The organism is Streptomyces sp. NPDC001514 (assembly GCF_053597075.1).
On record NZ_JBSFHO010000033.1, the window covers coordinates 1 to 17,911 of the forward strand.

A 17,911-nucleotide genomic window follows, 5' to 3' on the forward strand; every position below is an offset into this window, starting at 1 on the left:
GACGCTCGGCTGGGAAACCCCAGCCGAGCGCCTCTCTACACTGCTTGCAACCGCCCAACACTGATCACGTGTTGCGACGACCGCTGGAATCCGCCTCATCCCGGAGGGGGCTTTGTCGTGCGTACAGCAGCGAAATGCAGCAACCGTGTCAGCCTGAGGGGGAGGGTCGGCCCCTCCGTAGTGTCCTTCACCTCCGGAGGCGGGCCCGGGTTGTCCTGATAGGTCACCCCGGAGATGGGACGCCGGCGGGCAGGTCCCAGGCGCTGCTGGCGCCGGTGGCGGCGGCGGCCGCTGTGGTCGTCTTCGCGGCGCTCCGCGATGCCGCGCTGCCTGTGTGGATCATCTCGCTGGTGCTCTCCGTGGGAATCGCGTTCTGGATCACCGTACGAGGGCTGCACACCATGGCCCGCCGGATGTTCAGCATTGTGGAGCCGTACGGGCAGTGCCACATGGTCGCCGATGACCGCGGCGCGGTCAGCACCGGTGAGCGGATGTCCTCCACCACCGAGTGGACGGTGTTCCGGGAGTACCTGGAGACGCCCGGGCTCTTCGTGCTGCTGGGCGGCGAGCGCGCGGCCGGAGTCGCGGTGCTGCCCAAGCGGGGGGCCCAGGACCCCGGGGACGTGGACCGGCTCCGGGCGATCCTGGACCGGAACCTGAAGCGGCTCTAGCCCCGTGCCCCATCCGTGCCCGATCGGGAGGTCTCGAGCGGGGACTCACGGGGAACGGCGGCGACGGGACGCGGGACGGGGCCGGAACCTTCAGGGGCGCCAACTCGCGTGAGCCATGTCACAGTTGGGGCGACCGAGTCGTTCCGCGCAGCGACGTCGGAGGCCGTGAAGGCGAGCCGCTGACCGGCCTCGATCGGCAGGCCGAGCGGTCAACCGTCCGGCCACGGCGCTCCGCGACCCGGAGCACGGCATCCGGCGCGTCGTTCCAACCACTCGGCCGAACAACGCAGTTCGCCGGTGGGCGCCTCGGGGAGCGGTGGGCGCGCGTGGGCCGGCAGGTGCCAAGAGGCCCCCGGAGACGACGCCGCCGACGGCGGGAACCTTCGCGTCCTCATCGACAGCCCTGTGGCCCTCACGGACTGGCTCGCCAAGTAGGGCAGGGCGCAGGGCGACGCCGTGCCGTGCCCGGCTCCCACCGGGCACGGCACAACGACGTGGTCGGCGGTGGGTCAGCGCAGCGGGGCGCCCAGGCGAACCTGGACCAGGGTGGTGTCGATACCGCTGTCGATCAGCCTGCCCTCGGCGTCGAACGCCCCGGTGCCGTCGGTCATCCCGAAGTCGTTGTCGTTGATCAGCGCGATCGTCCACGGGTTGACGAGCGCGACGCCTTCGATCTTCTTGGGCGCACCGGGGACGGTGTTGAGGTCGATGATCAGCGACTTGGACAGCACCGGCACGCCGGCCGCGGCCGGGTCCGGCAGCGCCTCCAGCGAGGGCGAGGTGCCGGCGGCGTCCCATGCGGTGCCCAGGATGTTGTTCTTGGGCCTGAGCACGACGAGGTGGAGCCGGGAGGCCCGGTCGGTGCGCTCCTGCACCAGCAGGGTCTCCGGCGCCACCGCCACCACGGAGGAGATCTTCAGCTGGCTGGGGTCGGTCTCGCCGGGGTCGACCACACCCACCGCGTCGAAGCGGTACGCGTACTCGGCGGTGATCCTGCCCTGGCGGGGCGAGAAGCGCAGCAGCCGGGTGGTCGGTGACGCGTCACCGACCTGCTTGCCGGGGTTGAGCAGCGGGCTCTGCAGGGCCAGGACCAGGTCCCCGCCGGGCAGCTGGGCCAGTCCCTCGAAGCCGCGGTTGCCCTTGCGGGTCAGGAAGATCGACGGCAGTGCCTCGATCACCGGGTAGTCGGCTCCGGTCAGGGCGAGCCCCTGGGGGACGTACCGGGCCAGCACCCGGCCGCTCGCGGAGACATGGACCAGGGACGGGCTGTACTCGTCGACCAGCCAGAAGGTCCCGTCGTGGGCGCGGATGATGCCTTCGGTGTCCAGTCCGTTGGGGTTGAACTCCAGCGGGGTGGACGCGTCATAGGTGTAGGGGGTCTCGTCGCGGCCGCTCTGGTCGGGCAGGCCGGTCACCGCTGCGCCGCTGCTGGTGGTGATCGGGATGGCCTTGAGGACCTCGATCCGCTCACCCTTCACCTTGATCTTGACGATCGCCGGGTCGAAGCCGGGCACCGGGAAGGTACGCCGGTTCGCCCCGTTCACCTTGATCTGGCCGTTGGGGCCACGGTCGGTGACGGTCCAGAACTCACCGGGCCGGTCCGCCGGGTAGAGGTCACTGCCGATGCCGCCCAGGTCGATGCCACGGTCGTCACCCACGGTGCCCGGCAGCAGGGCATTGGAGAAGTCGGAGAGCGGGATGTCCGGCAGCGTGGCCGTGCTGGTGACGGTGCCGGAGAAGCCTTCCCAGGCAGGGACCGCGGGTGTGGCGTCGGCGGTGGCGGACAGCAGCAGCGAGGCGGCGAGCGCCGAGCCGACCGCCGCGGCGATCCGCCGACGGGTGGGTCGAGTCATCTGAGAGGTCTCCTTCGCGAAGCCGACAGGGGGCAGCGCGAGGCTTCATAGGTGAAATGAACGTGGGTCAACAACGAAGTGAGGCCCGCGCGTCACAACCCCTACGCTCGTCCTCGCCAAGGCACGGGACCTGGGCAGATGCCCGCCTCGGCGAGGGCCCGCCGTGCTGAGCAGCAGGCCCTCGGCCGTCCCTTGTCAGTGCAGCCGTCGGCCTCGGCTCTCTGCGACCCGGAGCACGGCGTCCAGTGCATCGGCCAACCGCTCGGCCAGATAGCGTAGTTCGCCGGTGGGTGCGTCGGGTAGCAGGCGGCGGGCGTGGGCCAGGAGGTCCGCGCCCATGCCGAGGTGGATGGATTCCGTGGCGTCGGCCAGGCGGGACACCGGGCCGTCGTGGTCGTCGGTGATGAGGAAGCAGGTCTTGCCCTCGGGCCCGGTCCAGGGAAGCAGGCGTGCCTCGCGCGGCGACGCGTGCTCCGGGCGCGGCTTCGTCATGCCGCCTCCACGCCGTGCGCCCAGCATGAACCCGCCCTGAGATACGGGCGGACCAGCACGCCCGCCTCCGCGTCCAGCAGCGCCGCCGGGCCGATGCCGTACGGGCTGCGGTGCGCGGGGAGGGTGAGCGGGGTGGCCTGCCCGCGGGCGGCGGGGGACTGTGCGTCGTACGGCTTGAGCGAGAGGCCCAGTAAGGCGAAGAGGCGACGGATAAGGTCGGTCATGTCGTCAGCTCCTTGTAGAGGGTGTGGCTGATGGCCGTGCCCCGGGACGGCTGCACTCCGTCGCCGGGGTTCACTGTGCCTCACGATACCGGTGGCATTACAGGCATGCTAGGTATTCTATGCATCGCGTGGAGTTCTAAGCATGCGCATGCTGGGGCGGTGATCGAATTTGTTCCCGACATCCCGCGCTGGCGCCAGGTGGCCGAAGTCGTCCGCGGCCGCATCGCGGACGGCAGCTACCCGCCGCGTACACGCGTCCCGTCTGTTGTGCAGCTCACCGAGGAGTTCGGGATCGCCAACGCGACCGCGCACAAGGTGCTTCGGGCGCTGCGGGAGGAGGGCCTGACCTATACGGAGCCGGGCCTCGGCTCCTTCGTCGCCGAGCAGCCCGGGAAGTCCTCCGGCGACGCAGACGCGTAAGGCAGGCCGCCCATGTCGTGGCAGTGCAAGGGCCTGACCTGGGCGACCACACCGCCGGGGCTGCGGTGGGCGTCCGGGCCCTCCGCGCGGGTCAGGCCGCTGACCTACGGGCAGGAGATCGCCTTCCGCGCCGTCGGGCAGCGGCGGTGCACCGGGGCGCGGGGCAACGTGTGCCCGGTCGGCGCCGTCGTGCCCGGGCGGAGTACCGGCGGGCTCTGCCCTGAATGTGCGCGGCTGGAGCGGGCGCACTCGGTGGCCGCCGACACCGTCGCCGACGACCCGCGGCCGTACCGGGTGTACCTGGCCTGGTTCGGGCCCGGCATGGTCAAGGTCGGGATCACCGCGGAGGAGCGGGGGCGGGCACGGCTGTTGGAGCAGGGCGCCGTGGTGTTCAGCTGGCTCGGGCGCGGGCCGCTGATGGCCGCGCGGCGTACCGAGGAGGTGCTGCGCGCCGCGCTCGGGGTGCCGGACCGGATTCCGTACGCGCGGAAGCGGGCGGTGCGCGCGGAACTGCCGGCCGGGGTCGGCGAGCGAGCTGCGGAGGTCACCGACCTGTACGCGCGGGTGGCCGGTCTCGAGGACTGGCCGGAGGCGTTGGAGCGGATCGGGTTCGAGGCAGTCGATCACGTGGGGGTCTTCGGGATCGAGGGGCTGCCGACCGCCTGGGGCGTGGTCCGGGAGCTGGTCGACGGCGGGACCGTCGCGGGACGGCTGCTCGCCGCCGCCGGGCCCGATCTGCATCTGCGCGCCGGTGACGGGCGGGTGATCGTCCTCGATACGCGGATCATGTCCGGATGGGAGCTCGCCGGCATCCCTGGCGCATCGACCGCCGCCGTGACCGTGACCGTGCCCGTGGACGAGCTGCCGCGCGGAGTGCAGGAAGGCCTCTTCTGACCGCTCCGCCCGCCGATGGTCAAGACTTGGACCCCTTTCGGCCTGCGGCCTGGACACCGCATCGCCGCACGTCGGAGGGTGTTCGTCATGAGCGATGCCCTCGTGGCGGGGATCGACCCGCCCTACTACACCGTTGTGTTCACCTCCCGTCTGCGGGAGGACCCGAGCGGCTACGCCGAGACCGCCGCCCGTATGCAGGAGCTGGTCGAGCAGGTGCCCGGCTTCCTCGGGTACGAGTCGGCGCGTACGCCCGGCGGGCTCGGCATCACCGTCGGCTATTTCCGCGACGAGGAGGCCATCGCCGCCTGGCGGCGCAACCTGGAGCACCAGGACGCACAACGGCGCGGACGTGCCGAGTGGTACGAGCGTTACAGCGTCCACGTCGGCCGGGTCGAGCGGAGCTACGGCTTTGAGCGAGGTTGACGAGGCTGACGACGTCAGGGCGTTCTGGGAGCGGCTCGGGCTGCCCGGACTCGTCGACGTCCACACGCACTTCATGCCCGAGAGGGTGCTCGACAAAGTCTGGGCCTACTTTGACGCCGTGGGGCCGCTGACCGGTATGGAGTGGCCGATCGCGTACCGCGAGGAGGAGGCGCGGCGGGTCGCCCTGCTCCGGGAGTTCGGGGTGCGAGCCTTCACGTCGATGCTCTATCCGCACAAAGCGGGCATGGCCGAGTGGCTCAACGCCTGGTCCGCCGACTTCGCCTCCCGCACCCCCGACTGTCTGCACACGGCGACGCTCTACCCGGAGGAGGGGGTCGAGCGGTACGTACGCCGCGCCGTCGAGGCCGGTGCACGCGTCTTCAAATCGCACCTCCAGGTGGGGGCGTACGACCCGAACGACGCGCTGCTCGACCCGGCGTGGGGCCTGCTCGCCGAGGCGGGGATCCCGGTGGTGATGCACTGCGGCTCGGGTCCCGCGCCCGGCAAGTACACCGGACCCGAGCCGATCGGCCGGCTCCTGGCCCGGCATCCGCGGCTGCCGCTGATCGTGGCGCACATGGGGATGCCCGAGTACGCGGACTTCCTGGAGCTCGCCGAGCGGTACGACCAGGTGCGGCTGGACACGACCATGACATTCACGGACTTCGGCGAGCGGTTCAGCCCGTTCCCGGTGAGCGAGCGGGGACGGCTGGCGGAGCTCGCGGACCGGGTGCTGCTCGGGACGGACTTCCCCAACATCCCGTATCCGTATCTGCACCAGCTGGAGGCGCTGGAGCGGCTGGAGCTGGGGGACGACTGGCTGCGAGCGGTCTGTTACGAGAACGGCGCCCGGCTCTTCTCCATGACGCCCTGAGGCGGTTCTCGGACCGGGACGGTTCTCAGGGAATTCACAGGTAGGGGAAAGGTCGCTCTCACGGCAGGGTCCCAGGGTGGTGCACCATGACGACGACCACCTCTCCTCAAGGCCGTACCGAACTGCGCAGGCCGGACGGCGGGCCCGTCCGCGTGCTCGTCGTGGACGACGAGGCGTCGCTCACCGAGCTGCTCTCCATGGCGTTGCGCTACGAGGGCTGGGAGGTGCGCAGCGCCGGTGACGGTGCGGGCGCGGTGCGCGCGGCGCGCGCCTTCAGGCCCGACGCCGTCATCCTGGACGTGATGCTGCCCGACATGGACGGGCTGGCGGTCCTCGGCAGGCTGCGGCGCGAACTCCCCGACGTCCCCGTGCTGTTCCTCACCGCGAAGGACGCCGTCGAGGACCGGATCGCGGGGCTGACGGCGGGCGGTGACGACTACGTCACCAAGCCGTTCAGCCTGGAGGAGGTCGTGGCCCGGCTGCGCGGGCTGATCAGGCGCTCCGGGGCGGCCGCCGCCGTACGCAGCGAGTCCGTGCTCACCGTCGGGGACCTGACGCTCGACGAGGACAGTCACGAGGTGACGAGGGGCGGCGAGTCGATCCATCTCACCGCGACCGAGTTCGAGCTGCTGCGCTATCTGATGCGCAATCCGCGGCGTGTGCTCAGCAAGGCGCAGATCCTCGACCGCGTGTGGTCGTACGACTTCGGCGGCCAGGCCAATGTCGTCGAGCTCTACATCTCCTATCTGCGGCGGAAGATCGACGCCGGCCGCTCTCCGATGATCCACACCAGGCGCGGTGCGGGGTATCTGATCAAGCCGGGTGAATAGCGCCATGGGCAGAAGGTGGTCGCTGCGGACGCGGCTGGTGGTGTCCGCGGTCGCGCTGATCGCGGTCGTCGCGGCGGTCATCGGTACGGTGACGACGCTCGCGCTGCGCAGCTATCTGTACGGGCAGAAGGACGAGCAGCTGACCGCCCTGGCCCGGCGGGCGGCCGGGCCCCCGCCGGACGCCGCCCTCGCCGCCGGGCCGCCGCCGCCCGAGGAGCCGCTGCAGTTCGTCACCAAGGGCGGGGCGCCCCTCGGCACGGTCGGCGTGGAGGTCGCGGCCGACGGCACACTCGGCGACGGTGTCGTCTCCACGCAGCAGGAGACGGACGGTCTGGGCCCCGACGTCACGGACCGCGTGCTGTCACAGGCGGAGACGGAGGTCCTGGCGGGCGTCCCGCGTGACGAGGACCCGCACACGGTGGAGCTGCCGGGGCTCGGCAGCTACCGCGTCGCGTACGCGGACGGCGGGAAGGGCACCTTCCTGGTCGGCGTACCGCTCGCCGAGGTGCACAGCACCATCGGCACCCTCGTCGTCGTCGAGGTCTGTGTGACCGGCGCCGGTCTCGTCGCCGCCGGACTGGCGGGCGGGACGCTCGTCGGGGTCGCGCTGCGGCCGCTGCGCCGGGTCGCCGCGACCGCGACCCGGGTCTCCGAACTCCCGCTGCACAGCGGCGAGGTGGCGCTGTACGAGCGGGTGCCGGACGCGGAGGCGGACCCGCGTACGGAGGTCGGGCAGGTCGGTGCGGCGCTCAACCGGATGCTCGACCATGTCCACTCCGCGCTGCACGCGCGTCAGGAGAGCGAGACGCGGGTGCGGCAGTTCGTGGCGGACGCCAGCCATGAGCTGCGCACGCCGCTCGCCTCGATCCGCGGGTACGCCGAGCTGACGCGCCGCGGGCGCGGCCGCGAGGAGACCGGACCCGACACCCGTCATGCCCTGGGACGCATCGAGGCGGAGGCGACCAGGATGACCGGCCTCGTGGAGGACCTGCTGCTGCTGGCGCGGCTCGATGCGGGACGCCCGCTCTCGTACGAGGGCACCGATCTCTCGATGCTGGTCGTGGACGCGGTGAGCGACGCCCGCGCGGCCGGGCAGGACCATGTCTGGCGCCTGGAGCTGCCGGACGAGCCGGTGACCGTACGGGGCGACGGGGCCCGGCTCCACCAGGTGCTGGTCAACCTGCTGGCCAACGCCCGCACGCACACACCGCCCGGGACGACGGTCACCGCGCGGGTCCGCCCGCTCGACCGCGGGTCCGCGGTCGCCGTCGAGGTCCAGGACGACGGGCCCGGCATCCCGCCCGGGCTGCTGCCGCATGTCTTCGAACGCTTCGCGCGCGGTGACGCGTCGCGCTCGCGCGGGGCCGGTTCCACGGGCCTCGGTCTGGCGATCGTGCACGCCGTCGTCGCCGCGCACGGTGGGTCGGTGGGCGTGGAGAGCGTGCCGGGGCGCACGGTCTTCTCCGTACGCCTGCCTCTCGAGGCTCGCGACTCACAGACGGCGCACAGGCTCACCACACAGCCGTGACAGCTGCCCTGGCGAGAGTCAGGGCCATGCGAACCGACACTGCAACGGGCACCTTGCCGGCACGGGAGCATCTGCCCGTAGGCATGGCGGGCACGCCCGTACTCGACGTGGTCATCCCCGTCTACAACGAGGAGAAGGACCTGGAGCCGTGCGTACGGCGGCTCCACAGCCACCTCGCACGGACCTTCCCGTACGGCTTCCGGATCACCGTCGCCGACAACGCGAGCACCGACCGTACGCCCCAGGTGGCGGCGGCGCTCGAAGCCTCGATCCCCGGGGTACGGGCGTACCGGCTGGAGCAGAAGGGCCGCGGGCGGGCCCTGCGGACCGTCTGGGGCGCATCCGACGCGCCCGTACTCGCGTACATGGACGTCGATCTGTCCACCGACCTCAACGCCCTGCTGCCACTGGTCGCGCCGCTGATCTCCGGGCACTCCGACCTGGCGATCGGCTCGCGGCTGGCCAGGTCCTCGCGCGTGGTGCGCGGCCCGAAGCGGGAGTTCATCTCGCGGGCCTACAACCTGATCCTGCGCGGCTCGCTGGCGGCGCGCTTCTCGGACGCGCAGTGCGGGTTCAAGGCGATACGGCGCGATGTGGCCGAGCGGCTGCTGCCGATGGTCGAGGACACCGGCTGGTTCTTCGACACCGAGCTGCTCGTGCTCGCGGAGCGGGCGGGGCTGCGGATCCACGAGGTGCCGGTGGACTGGGTGGACGACCCCGACTCCACGGTGCACATCGTGAGCACGGCGGTCGACGACCTCAAGGGCGTGTGGCGGGTGGGGCGGGCGCTGGCGGTGGGGGCGCTGCCGCTGGACCGGCTCGCGCGGCCGTTCGGCGACGACCCGAGGGACCGGCAGCTCAGCGGCGTACCGGGCGGGCTGGCACGGCAGCTGGTCGGCTTCTGCGTGGTGGGGGCGCTGTCGACGCTCTTCTATCTGCTGCTGTACTCCGTCTTCCGGGCGGGGGTGGGGCCGCAGGCCGCGAACGCCGCGGCGCTGCTGGTGTCCGCCGTCGCCAACACGGCGGCGAACCGGCGGCTCACCTTCGGGGTACGGGGCCGGGAGCGCGCCGTACGACACCAGGCCCAGGGCCTCGTCGTCTTCGCCATCGGCCTCGCGCTGACCAGCGGCTCGCTGGCCGCCCTGGACACGGCCGGCGGCAGCCCCTCGCACGGGACGGAGCTGGCGGTCCTGATCGTCGCCAACCTCGCGGCGACGGTCCTGCGCTTCCTTCTCTTCCGCGCCTGGGTCTTCCCGGACCGGCGCGATGACGACCTCACGGCGGGCGGACCCGCCACCCCCGGCGCGGACGGACGTGGGTCGTCCGGCCGCTCCGCCCGCTCCGGCTTCTCAGGCCCTTGGAACGGCGACGCGACCGTGCAACTGCGCGGTGTGCCTTCCGGCGACGACACGAACCCGATGAACCCGATGAACCCGATGAACCCGACGAACACGACGGCCGCAGTGGACATGACGGCCACGACGACGAGGACGCGACGATGACCACGACGCCTCACGACAACCACGACGGGCTGCCCGTCGCCGCTACGGCTCCGCCGCCATGGCCGACGGCCGGCTCAACGGCCGGGCGGCCCGCGGGCAGCGCCGCACAGGGGGCGCACGAGACGGTCCCGGGCCCGGCGCCCGCGGCGGCCGTGGGGGGCACCGCGGCGCGGCTCGTGCAGGGTGTGCCCACGGGCTCGGCACCTGTCGCGCCAGGCGCAGACGCGGCCGTGGGCTCGCTGCCCGTCGCCGCTACGGCCCCGCCGTCGTCCGCCGCCGCGCACGCCGCGCCGCCCCGCGGGCGGGTCGGCCGGCTGTGGCGGGGGCGGGCCGGGGATCCGGCGTGGGTGCGGCCGGCCCTGCTCGCGCTGCTGGTGCTCACCGGGGTGCTGTACCTGTACAACCTCAGCGCGTCCGGGTACGCCAACTCCTTCTACTCCGCCGCCGTTCAGGCGGGCAGTGAGAGCTGGAAGGCGTTCTTCTTCGGGTCCTCCGACGCGGGGAACTCCATCACGGTCGACAAGCCGCCCGCCGCTCTCTGGCCGATGGCCTTGTCCGTACGGCTGTTCGGGCTCGGGTCGTGGCAGATCCTCGTACCCGAGGTGCTGATGGGTGTGGCGACGGTCGGCGTCGTGTACGCGGCCGTACGCAGGCGGTTCAGCGCGGCCGCCGGTCTGATCGCAGGGACGGTGCTGGCGCTCACGCCGGTCGCCGCGCTGATGTTCCGGTTCAACAACCCGGACGCGCTGCTCGCGCTGCTGATGACCGTGACCGTCCACTGCGTGCTCCGCGCTCTCGAAGGCGCCCGGACGAAGTGGCTGGTGTGGGCGGGCGTCGCCGTCGGGTTCGCGTTCCTGACGAAGACCCTGCAGGCGTTCCTGATCCTGCCGCCGCTCGCGCTGGTGTACGCGGTGTGCGCGCCGACGACCGTACGCCGACGGCTCGGCCAACTCGCCCTCGCGGGGGTTGCGTTGATCGTGTCGGCCGGCTGGTGGGTGGCCATTGTCGAACTGTGGCCGGCGTCCTCGCGCCCGTACATCGGCGGCTCGCAGACCAACAGCTTCCTGGAGCTCACCTTCGGCTACAACGGCCTCGGCCGGATCAACGGCAACGAGACGGGGAGCGTCGGAGGCGGCGGTGACGGCGGCGGCCGGCAGGGCGGCGGCTGGGGCGAGACCGGCATCGGGCGGATGTTCAACGACAGCATCGGCGGCCAGATCTCCTGGCTGCTGCCCGCCGCGCTGATCCTGCTGGTCGCGGGCATCGTCGTCACCTGGCGCGGCAAGAGGGAGGACACGGCCCGGGCGGCGTTCCTGGTGTGGGGCGGCTCGCTGCTGAGCACCCTCGCGGTGTTCAGCTTCATGGCGGGGATCTTCCACGAGTACTACACGGTCGCGCTCGCCCCGTACATCGCCGCTCTCGTCGGCATGGGGGCGACGGTGCTGTGGGAGGAGCGGACGCAGCTCGCCGCCCGCGCGGCGCTGGCGGCGACCGTGGCGGTGACGGCGGTCTGGGCGTACGTCCTGCTCGGCCGTACCGAGGACTTCGTGTCCTGGCTGGGCACGGCGGTGGCGGCCGGCGGGCTCGTGGCGGCGGCGGGGCTGCTCTTCGCGGGGCGGCTCGGGCGGCGGTTCGCCCTCGGGGCGGCGGGTCTCGGGCTGGCGGCGGCGCTCGCCGGGCCGGTCGCGTACACCCTCTCGACGGTGAACACCGGGCATCAGGGCTCGATCGTGACGGCGGGTCCGGCGAGCATGCGTGGTGGTCCCGGCGGGGGCGGTCCCGGTGGGCCCGGGGGCGACGGCGCGCGGATGATGCCGCCGGGCATGGCCGCTGGTCAGGGAGGCCAGGGCGGTCAGGGCGGTCAGGGCGGTCAGGGTGCGGGGCAGGGCATGCCCCCGGCAGGCGGCCAGGGCCGGATGCCCGGCAGGGGTCAGGGACAGCCGGGCCAGGGACAGGCGGGTCAGGGGCAGATGCCCGGCCAGGGTCAGACGCCCGGCCAGGTCCAGCAGGGTGAAGGCGCAGGCGGTCGCGGCGCAGGCGGCGGCATGGGCGGCCTCCTCAACGGCGCGAACGTCAGCTCCGCCGTCGCGGCCAAGCTCGAGCAGAACGCCGCCGACTACACCTGGGTCGCCGCCGCCATCGGCTCCCAGAACGCCGCCAGTTACCAGCTCGCCACCGAGAAGCCGGTCATGGCGATCGGCGGCTTCAACGGCAGCGACCCGTCCCCGACCCTGGCCCGGTTCAAGCAGTACGTGGCCGCCGGGAAGATCCACTACTTCGTCGCGAGCGGCGGCCAGGGCGGCGGCCCCGGCGGAAGCAGCGAGATCTCCACCTGGGTCGAGGAGAACTTCACGCAGGTCACGGTGGGCGGCACCACGCTCTACGACCTGACGGCCCGGAAATAGCGCTATACAGCGTAAGAGAAGCCCTTGTACGGTGTACGGGATCGAGTCCCATACACCGTACAAGGAGCCGGCGTGACCGCCACTCCCGCTTCGCCTCCCTCGTCGCCGTATCGGCGGCCTCGCTCCCGGCGGCGCTCGCGGCGGCCAAGAGCCCGCAGGAGCAGGCGCGCATCGCCGATGCCTTCGCCTCCAGCCTGCAGACCAGCCAGCTCGTCGGCGCGGTAGCGGTGCTGGCGGGCGGGGTGCTGGCCGCGGTGCTCCTCCGGAGGGCCGGGCGGGCAGACTCCGACGGAGCGGCGGAATAGCATCTGAACTGGGCGGACCGCCCGGCGGGAGCGAGGAGGGTACGCCATGGTGTCGGCAGCCGACCGCACGAAGCGCCGGGCGGTGACGAGCGTATGGCTGGAGGGCAAGGCCACCCGGGGCCGTAAGGCCGACCAGCCTTCAGGACTCGACCGGGACAAGATCACCGCGATGACGGTGCGGCTGCTCGACGCGGAGGGGCTGGCGAAGTTCTCGATGCGCCGGCTCGCCGCGGAGATGGGGGTCACGGCGATGTCGGTCTACTGGTACGTCGACACCAAGGACGACCTGCTGGAACTGGCCCTCGACTCCGTCTACAGCGAGATGCGGCTGCCCGACCCGGGGCAGGAGGGCGCGGACTGGCGCGACCAGCTCCGCGAAGTCGCCGTCGCGTACCGGAAGTTGCTGGTCACGCACCCCTGGGTGTCCTCGCTCATCGGTACGTACCTGAACATCGGCCCGCATTCGCTGGCCTTCGCGCGCACCGTGCAGGGGCTCATCGGCAACACGGGACTGCCGCTGAACTGGCAGGCGGCCGGCATGGCCGCGGTCTTCCAGTTCGTCTACGGCCTCGGCACGGTCGAGGGCCACTTCAAGAAGCGCTGCGCCGACGCGGGGATGACGCTGGACGAGTTCTACGCGGAGGCCATGGGCGCGACCCGGAGCATGCCGGAGCTCGCGGAGATGCTCCAGGACGCGGAGAAGGTCATGGAGGCGCGGGGCGGGGACACGGTCGAGGAGATGCTCGACCGCGACTTCGAGTACGCGCTGGAGCTGGTGATCGCCGGCATCGAAACGATGGTGGCCCGGCCGTAGGGGCGACGTGCCTGCGGCGGGGAGAGGCCAGGCATCCGGGGCCGGCCGCGCCGGACTCCACCCGGGCGCGTCGATGACCTCCGCCGTGCCGTCGACCTGCACCCACGGCCCGCCCACCCGTCGCCCGACCGCCACCCCTCAACGAGGCGCTGCGCGCCGCCCCTTCTTGATGTCATCGCTCACACGATGACGCTGACCCGCTCGTCGCGCTTCGCGTTGCGTGTCTTCGCACGCTCGGGGTAGGTCGAGACGACGATCCGGCCCGAGTCGTCGACGCCGCAGGTCAGCGGGGAACCTTGCGGGGAGCCGTCGGCGCGGCGGGTGAGGAGGATCGCGCGGTGGCGGGGCCGGACGAAGTCCAGCAACTGCTCCAGGTCCACCGGGGTGTTGCTCGCGAATATGGGTGCCGTGCCATGTCCGCACCCTAGGGCAGGGTCTCGCCCTGGACCGCCTGGCCCCTCTTGATTGCTTGAATGGCGATCTCCACCTTGAGTGTCGTGCCGATGGCCGAGATCCCCGCCTCCACCACCTGGTTGTACGTCATCGCGAAGTCCTCGCGGTGCAGTTCCGCGGTGGCGTGGAAGGCCGCCCGTACCCCGCCCCACGGGTCGGGGCCCGTGCCGAGGTACGAGAGTGACAGATCCACCTCGCTCTCGACCCCGTGCAGGGAGAGCCGGCCGTGCACCGTCCAGCGGTCCGGGCCGGACGCCGTCAGCGCGTGGCTGCGGTACGTGATCTGCGGGAAGCGCTCCACGTCCAGGAAGTCCGGCGATGTGAGGTGCTTGTCCCGCAGGCCGTTGCCCGTGTCGATCGACGCGGCGTCGATCACCGCGTCGACGCGCGACCGGGACACGTCCTCCGCGATCTCGATCCGGCCCGCGAGGTCCGTGAACCGGCCGTGCACGCTGGAGATCCCCAGGTGCCGGGCGACCGCGCCGACCGACGAGTGCGCCGGGTCCAGCGACCAGACGCCCGGCGGCGGCAGTTCGGCCCCGCCCACGCGGGCGAGCACGACGGTGCCGATGTCGGCCCGGCCGCTCGCGGTGACGAGTGCGGTCGAGGCGTACGGGGCGTAGCCGACGGCCGTCACGATCGCCGTGTACGGGCCGGGCGGCAGCGCCGCGTCCGTGCGTACGGCTCCGTCCGGGTCCGCGGCGGCCCGCAGCACCTGAGCGCCGGCGGCGTCGGTCACGGTCACGACCGCGTGCTGGACCGCCCAGCCGTCCCGGGTCCTTACCTGTGCGCGAAGCCCCATGTCTCTCCTTGCGTGTGTCGCCGGGGCGGCGGGCCGTCCCCTGCCCGCCGCCCCGGCCCCGGGCGCGCGCCTCCGCTCGAAACGGCGCCCGGGGGTCGGATCACTCGCCGGGGTGGGCGAGTTCGATGTCGTGGCCGTCGATTCCCTGTCCGGCCACGGTGAGCGCCTCCGCCGCCGGCGGGTAGCCGGTCGCGATGACCGTGTACGCGCCCGCGTCCAGGTCGGCGAAGGCGTACGCCCCGTCCTCGCCGGTCGTCGCGGTGGCGACGACGTTCCCGGCGGCGTCCACGAGCGTCACGCGCGCGTCGGCCAGCGGCCTGCGTGCGGTGCCGGCCCGTACCGTGCCCTGGACGACCGCGCCTGCCCGCAGGGCCGCCTCGATCCGGGTCACGCCCTGGCCGCCGATCTCCACGGGAAGGGCCAGCGGCCGGAAGCCCGCCGCGTTCACGGCGACGGTCACCCCGCCAGGGACCAGCTCGGCGAAGGCGAAGCCGCCGTCCGCCGCGGACTTGCCGGTGGCCAGGACGTCGCCGCGGACATCGGTGACGATGACCATGGCGCCCTCCACCGGGGCACGGTCATCGGCGGCGATCACGACGCCCGCCAGTCCGCTCGTACCGGCGAGCGCGATGTCGTACGCCAGCGGCCCGTCCCCGACGACCACGGTGCACGCCTGCGGCTGGAAGCCGTCGGCGGAGGCGATCAGGACGTACGAACCGGCGCCAGGGGCGTCCAGCGCGTACGAGCCGTCCTCCTGGGCCACGGCCCGGCCCAACTGGCGTCCGCCCAGCGAGATCAGGGTGACCGCGGCCCGTGCGACGGGGGCGCCTTCCGCGCCGCGTACGACGCCGCGGACGAGGGTGCCGACGACAACGGCGGTCCCGGCGGTCCCGGCGGTCAAGGTGACCGCGGTGACCTCGGCGGCCGCGGGCTCGTCGGACGTCGCCTCGGGCCCGGCCGTGGAACGGCTCTTCAGCGCCACCTCCTTGATGAACAGCGTCACCAGGAAGGCGAGCAGCGCGAACGGCGCCGACCACAGGAAGACGTCCGCCACACCGTGTCCGTACGCGCTCTCGACGATCGTGCGGACCGGAGCGGGCAGCGTGTCCAGGTCGGGGATGCCTCCGCCGCCCGTACCGCCGTGCCCCAGTGCCGCACCCCGCGGACCGAGTTCGGCGAGACCGTCCTCGACGTAGCGGGTGACGCGGTTGGCGAGGACGGCGCCGAGCACCGAGACGCCGATCGCGCCGCCCAGGGACCGGAAGAAGGTCACGACCGAGGAGGCCGCGCCGAGGTCCTGCGGGGCGACCTGGTTCTGGGTGGCCAGCACCAGGTTCTGCATCATCATGCCGAGGCCCAGACCCATGACGGCCATGAAGACCGCGATGCGCCAGTACTCGGTGTCGTACCGGATCATGCCCAGCAGCGTGAGACCACTGGTCACCAGCAACCCGCCGCTGACCAGCCAGGCCTTCCACCTGCCGGTCTTGGTGATGACCAGGCCGCTGACCGTCGACGAGACGAAGAGGCCCGCGATCATCGGGATGGTCAGGACGCCCGACATCGTCGGCGACTCGTCGCGCGCCAGCTGGAAGTACTGGCTGAAGAAGACCGTGCCGGCGAACATCGCGACACCCACGAAGAGCGAGGCGAGCGAGGCGAGCGTGATGGTGCGGTTACGGAAGAGCCGCAGCGGGATGATCGGCTCGCTCGCCCTGGACTCGATGATCAGGAAGATCACGCCGAGGGCGACCGCGCCGCCGGTCATGGCGTACGTCTGCCACGACACCCAGTCGTACTTGTCGCCCGCGAAGGTCACCCAGATCAGCAGCAGCGAGACGGCGGCGCTGATGAAGAGCGCGCCCGCCCAGTCGACCTTCACCTGCCGCTTCACGACCGGGAGCTTCAGGGTCTTCTGGAGCACGACGAGCGCGATGAGCGCGAACGGTACCCCGACGTAGAAGCACCAGCGCCAGCCCAGCCATTCGGTGTCGGTGATGACGCCGCCGAGCAGGGGGCCGCCGACCGTTGCGACGGCGAAGGTCGCCCCGAGGTAGCCGCTGTACCGGCCGCGCTCCCGCGGCGAGATCATCGCGGCCATGATGACCTGCGCGAGGGCGGTGAGACCGCCGACGCCGATGCCCTGGACGACGCGGCAGGCGATGAGCATGCCGGTGTTCTGGGAGAGGCCGGCCACGACCGAGCCCGCCACATAGATGACCAGGGCTATCTGGACGAGCAGCTTCTTGGAGAAGAGGTCGGCGAGCTTGCCCCAGAGCGGGGTGGTCGCGGTCATCGACAGCAGGGCCGCCGTGACCACCCAGGTGTAGGCGGACTGGCCGCCGCCGAGGTCGGTGATGATTTCCGGCAGGGCGTTGGAGACGATCGTCGAGGACAGAAGCGCGACGAACATGCCGAGCAGCAGCCCGGACAGGGCCTCCATGATCTGTCGGTGCGTCATCGGGGCGCCACCGTCGTCACGGGTCTTGGCGTGGCCGCCCCGCACACCGGTCGGTGTGGTCGTAGCCATGAACTTCCTTGTCTGTTACGTGTACGTGTGGGCGGCCCGGCAGTCGCCTACGGAGGTGCGGAGGCGGGCCAGCAGCGCGTTGAGCTGTCCGACGTCCTCGTCGGACCAGTCCCTGAGGTGATGGGCGAGCATGTCCGTGGTGCGCCGGGCGAGCTCGTCGAGCAGCTCCTTGCCTGCGGGGGTGAGCCGCAGGATGCGGGAGCGCCGGTCGTCCGGGTCGGGCGAGCGCTCGATCCAGCCACGGTCCGCGACATGGGCCACGTGCCGGCTGGTGACGGACATGTCGACGGCGAGCAGCTCGGCCAGCCGGCTCATCCGCATCTCTCCGAACCGGTCGAGGAGCGCCAGCACGGCGGCGGATCCCGAAGGGCACTCGACAGGAAGGAGACGTGCGATGCCCCGTTTGACAGCGCCCATCGCGCTGATCTGCCGGGCCAGCTCTTCGTACTGACTCCGATCGGCCATGGGCACCCCCCAGATCTTGTTGCTTAGGGCAACCATAGGAAAGGTTGGTTGCTGAAGGCAAACGAAAACGGGCCCCGGGGGGTAAAGGAACGCAAAAGGCTTTGCATGTGCGAGGTCATGGTGCGGACATGTTGGGGGTATGTCGCGAGGGCGGCGGGCCGGGGGTTGGGCGGGTCACCCGGGTTCGCTAGGGTCCTGGCCCATGGCACACAACCCCCAAGCCCCCCAGGGTCCCGAGGGCAACTACGACCCCGCGGGCAGCACCCAGATGTTCCGCGCCTTCGTCGACGAGGCTGCGCCGCAGCACGGCGGCCGCGCGCAGTCGTCCGCACCGGCGGCCGGTCCGCGGGTCGGACTGATCGTCGGCGTGGTCGCCGTCATCGCGATCCTCGGCGCGGTCGCCTGGCTCGCGCTCGGCTAGGTCCT

At 72.0% G+C, this 17,911-nt stretch carries 17 protein-coding genes and 1 pseudogene; 11 read left to right on the forward strand and 7 right to left on the reverse strand.

Annotation, left to right across the window (positions count from 1 at the left end; all coding sequences use genetic code 11):
- The first annotated feature begins 275 nt into the window (after positions 1-275).
- Positions 276-671: a YcxB family protein gene (locus tag ACWCXB_RS28420; protein ID WP_450726608.1), complete on the forward strand. Its 396-nt coding sequence runs from the start codon at positions 276-278 to the stop codon at positions 669-671.
- Positions 672-1,180: 509 nt separating this feature from the next.
- Here ACWCXB_RS28420 and ACWCXB_RS28425 read toward each other — a convergent pair.
- The 3 genes from ACWCXB_RS28425 to ACWCXB_RS28435 form a co-directional block, all read right to left on the reverse strand.
- Entirely contained in the window at positions 1,181-2,524 is a 1,344-nt protein-coding gene (locus ACWCXB_RS28425; protein WP_450726609.1) for an esterase-like activity of phytase family protein, read from the reverse strand.
- Between the two features lie 195 nt (positions 2,525-2,719).
- A complete protein-coding gene (locus tag ACWCXB_RS28430; RefSeq protein ID WP_450726610.1) occupies positions 2,720-3,016 on the reverse strand; it encodes a hypothetical protein in 297 nt (98 codons plus the stop codon).
- Positions 3,013-3,240: a hypothetical protein gene (locus ACWCXB_RS28435; RefSeq protein WP_450726611.1), complete on the reverse strand. Its 228-nt coding sequence runs from the start codon at positions 3,238-3,240 to the stop codon at positions 3,013-3,015. The genes ACWCXB_RS28430 and ACWCXB_RS28435 overlap by 4 nt, the downstream gene beginning before the upstream one ends.
- Positions 3,241-3,399: 159 nt before the next feature.
- Between ACWCXB_RS28435 and ACWCXB_RS28440 the strand changes: the two genes are divergently transcribed.
- The 9 genes from ACWCXB_RS28440 to ACWCXB_RS28480 all read left to right on the forward strand — a co-directional run bounded on the left by ACWCXB_RS28440 (position 3,400) and on the right by ACWCXB_RS28480 (position 13,235).
- The gene (locus tag ACWCXB_RS28440) at positions 3,400-3,660 is read left to right on the forward strand and encodes a GntR family transcriptional regulator (RefSeq protein ID WP_450726612.1); all 261 of its coding nucleotides are present in this window, start codon (positions 3,400-3,402) and stop codon (positions 3,658-3,660) included.
- A gap of 12 nt (positions 3,661-3,672) precedes the next feature.
- On the forward strand, positions 3,673-4,554 hold the full coding sequence (locus tag ACWCXB_RS28445) for a DUF2797 domain-containing protein (RefSeq protein ID WP_450726613.1): 882 nt from the start codon (positions 3,673-3,675) through the stop codon (positions 4,552-4,554).
- A gap of 87 nt (positions 4,555-4,641) precedes the next feature.
- Entirely contained in the window at positions 4,642-4,977 is a 336-nt protein-coding gene (locus ACWCXB_RS28450) for an antibiotic biosynthesis monooxygenase family protein (RefSeq protein ID WP_450726614.1), read from the forward strand.
- Positions 4,964-5,851, forward strand: a complete 888-nt coding sequence (locus tag ACWCXB_RS28455) for an amidohydrolase family protein (protein WP_450726615.1) — start codon at positions 4,964-4,966, stop codon at positions 5,849-5,851. Before ACWCXB_RS28450 ends, ACWCXB_RS28455 begins: the two co-directional genes overlap by 14 nt.
- 86 nt (positions 5,852-5,937) lie before the next feature.
- Positions 5,938-6,681: a response regulator transcription factor gene (locus ACWCXB_RS28460; protein WP_450726616.1), complete on the forward strand. Its 744-nt coding sequence runs from the start codon at positions 5,938-5,940 to the stop codon at positions 6,679-6,681.
- Positions 6,682-6,685: 4 nt separating this feature from the next.
- A complete protein-coding gene (locus tag ACWCXB_RS28465; protein WP_450726617.1) occupies positions 6,686-8,209 on the forward strand; it encodes a sensor histidine kinase in 1,524 nt (507 codons plus the stop codon).
- Between the two features lie 26 nt (positions 8,210-8,235).
- The gene (locus tag ACWCXB_RS28470) at positions 8,236-9,711 is read left to right on the forward strand and encodes a glycosyltransferase (protein WP_450726618.1); all 1,476 of its coding nucleotides are present in this window, start codon (positions 8,236-8,238) and stop codon (positions 9,709-9,711) included.
- Positions 9,708-12,116, forward strand: a complete 2,409-nt coding sequence (locus tag ACWCXB_RS28475) for an ArnT family glycosyltransferase (protein ID WP_450726619.1) — start codon at positions 9,708-9,710, stop codon at positions 12,114-12,116. Before ACWCXB_RS28470 ends, ACWCXB_RS28475 begins: the two co-directional genes overlap by 4 nt.
- A 351-nt stretch (positions 12,117-12,467) precedes the next feature.
- A complete protein-coding gene (locus ACWCXB_RS28480) occupies positions 12,468-13,235 on the forward strand; it encodes a TetR/AcrR family transcriptional regulator (protein ID WP_450726620.1) in 768 nt (255 codons plus the stop codon).
- A gap of 63 nt (positions 13,236-13,298) precedes the next feature.
- Here ACWCXB_RS28480 and ACWCXB_RS28485 read toward each other — a convergent pair.
- The 4 genes and pseudogenes from ACWCXB_RS28485 to ACWCXB_RS28500 form a co-directional block, all read right to left on the reverse strand.
- Positions 13,299-13,636, reverse strand: a pseudogene (locus ACWCXB_RS28485) (pyridoxamine 5'-phosphate oxidase family protein); the annotation flags it as partial.
- Between the two features lie 23 nt (positions 13,637-13,659).
- Positions 13,660-14,490 carry a YceI family protein gene (locus ACWCXB_RS28490; RefSeq protein ID WP_450726621.1) on the reverse strand — a complete coding sequence of 277 codons (831 nt, stop codon included), beginning with the start codon at positions 14,488-14,490 and terminating at the stop codon, positions 13,660-13,662.
- A gap of 100 nt (positions 14,491-14,590) precedes the next feature.
- Entirely contained in the window at positions 14,591-17,020 is a 2,430-nt protein-coding gene (locus ACWCXB_RS28495; RefSeq protein ID WP_450726622.1) for an MFS transporter, read from the reverse strand.
- A 15-nt stretch (positions 17,021-17,035) separates the two neighbouring features.
- Complete coding sequence (locus ACWCXB_RS28500) at positions 17,036-17,485, reverse strand: MarR family winged helix-turn-helix transcriptional regulator (protein WP_450726623.1); 450 nt, start codon at positions 17,483-17,485, stop codon at positions 17,036-17,038.
- Between the two features lie 202 nt (positions 17,486-17,687).
- Between ACWCXB_RS28500 and ACWCXB_RS28505 the strand changes: the two genes are divergently transcribed.
- Positions 17,688-17,906: a hypothetical protein gene (locus ACWCXB_RS28505; RefSeq protein ID WP_450726624.1), complete on the forward strand. Its 219-nt coding sequence runs from the start codon at positions 17,688-17,690 to the stop codon at positions 17,904-17,906.
- Positions 17,907-17,911: the final 5 nt, after the last annotated feature.

What these genes read in the sequence shown, in the direction of transcription:
- ACWCXB_RS28425 (WP_450726609.1), bottom strand. Translation starts at nt 2,524, where the DNA reads ATGACTCGACCCACCCGTCGGCGGATCGCCGCGGCGGTCGGCTCGGCG.
- ACWCXB_RS28430 (WP_450726610.1), bottom strand. Translation starts at nt 3,016, where the DNA reads ATGACGAAGCCGCGCCCGGAGCACGCGTCGCCGCGCGAGGCACGCCTG.
- ACWCXB_RS28435 (WP_450726611.1), bottom strand. Translation starts at nt 3,240, where the DNA reads ATGACCGACCTTATCCGTCGCCTCTTCGCCTTACTGGGCCTCTCGCTC.
- ACWCXB_RS28445 (WP_450726613.1), top strand. Translation starts at nt 3,673, where the DNA reads ATGTCGTGGCAGTGCAAGGGCCTGACCTGGGCGACCACACCGCCGGGG.
- ACWCXB_RS28450 (WP_450726614.1), top strand. Translation starts at nt 4,642, where the DNA reads ATGAGCGATGCCCTCGTGGCGGGGATCGACCCGCCCTACTACACCGTT.
- ACWCXB_RS28460 (WP_450726616.1), top strand. Translation starts at nt 5,938, where the DNA reads ATGACGACGACCACCTCTCCTCAAGGCCGTACCGAACTGCGCAGGCCG.
- ACWCXB_RS28465 (WP_450726617.1), top strand. Translation starts at nt 6,686, where the DNA reads ATGGGCAGAAGGTGGTCGCTGCGGACGCGGCTGGTGGTGTCCGCGGTC.
- ACWCXB_RS28470 (WP_450726618.1), top strand. Translation starts at nt 8,236, where the DNA reads ATGCGAACCGACACTGCAACGGGCACCTTGCCGGCACGGGAGCATCTG.
- ACWCXB_RS28475 (WP_450726619.1), top strand. Translation starts at nt 9,708, where the DNA reads ATGACCACGACGCCTCACGACAACCACGACGGGCTGCCCGTCGCCGCT.
- ACWCXB_RS28480 (WP_450726620.1), top strand. Translation starts at nt 12,468, where the DNA reads ATGGTGTCGGCAGCCGACCGCACGAAGCGCCGGGCGGTGACGAGCGTA.
- ACWCXB_RS28490 (WP_450726621.1), bottom strand. Translation starts at nt 14,490, where the DNA reads ATGGGGCTTCGCGCACAGGTAAGGACCCGGGACGGCTGGGCGGTCCAG.
- ACWCXB_RS28495 (WP_450726622.1), bottom strand. Translation starts at nt 17,020, where the DNA reads ATGGCTACGACCACACCGACCGGTGTGCGGGGCGGCCACGCCAAGACC.
- ACWCXB_RS28500 (WP_450726623.1), bottom strand. Translation starts at nt 17,485, where the DNA reads ATGGCCGATCGGAGTCAGTACGAAGAGCTGGCCCGGCAGATCAGCGCG.
- ACWCXB_RS28505 (WP_450726624.1), top strand. Translation starts at nt 17,688, where the DNA reads ATGGCACACAACCCCCAAGCCCCCCAGGGTCCCGAGGGCAACTACGAC.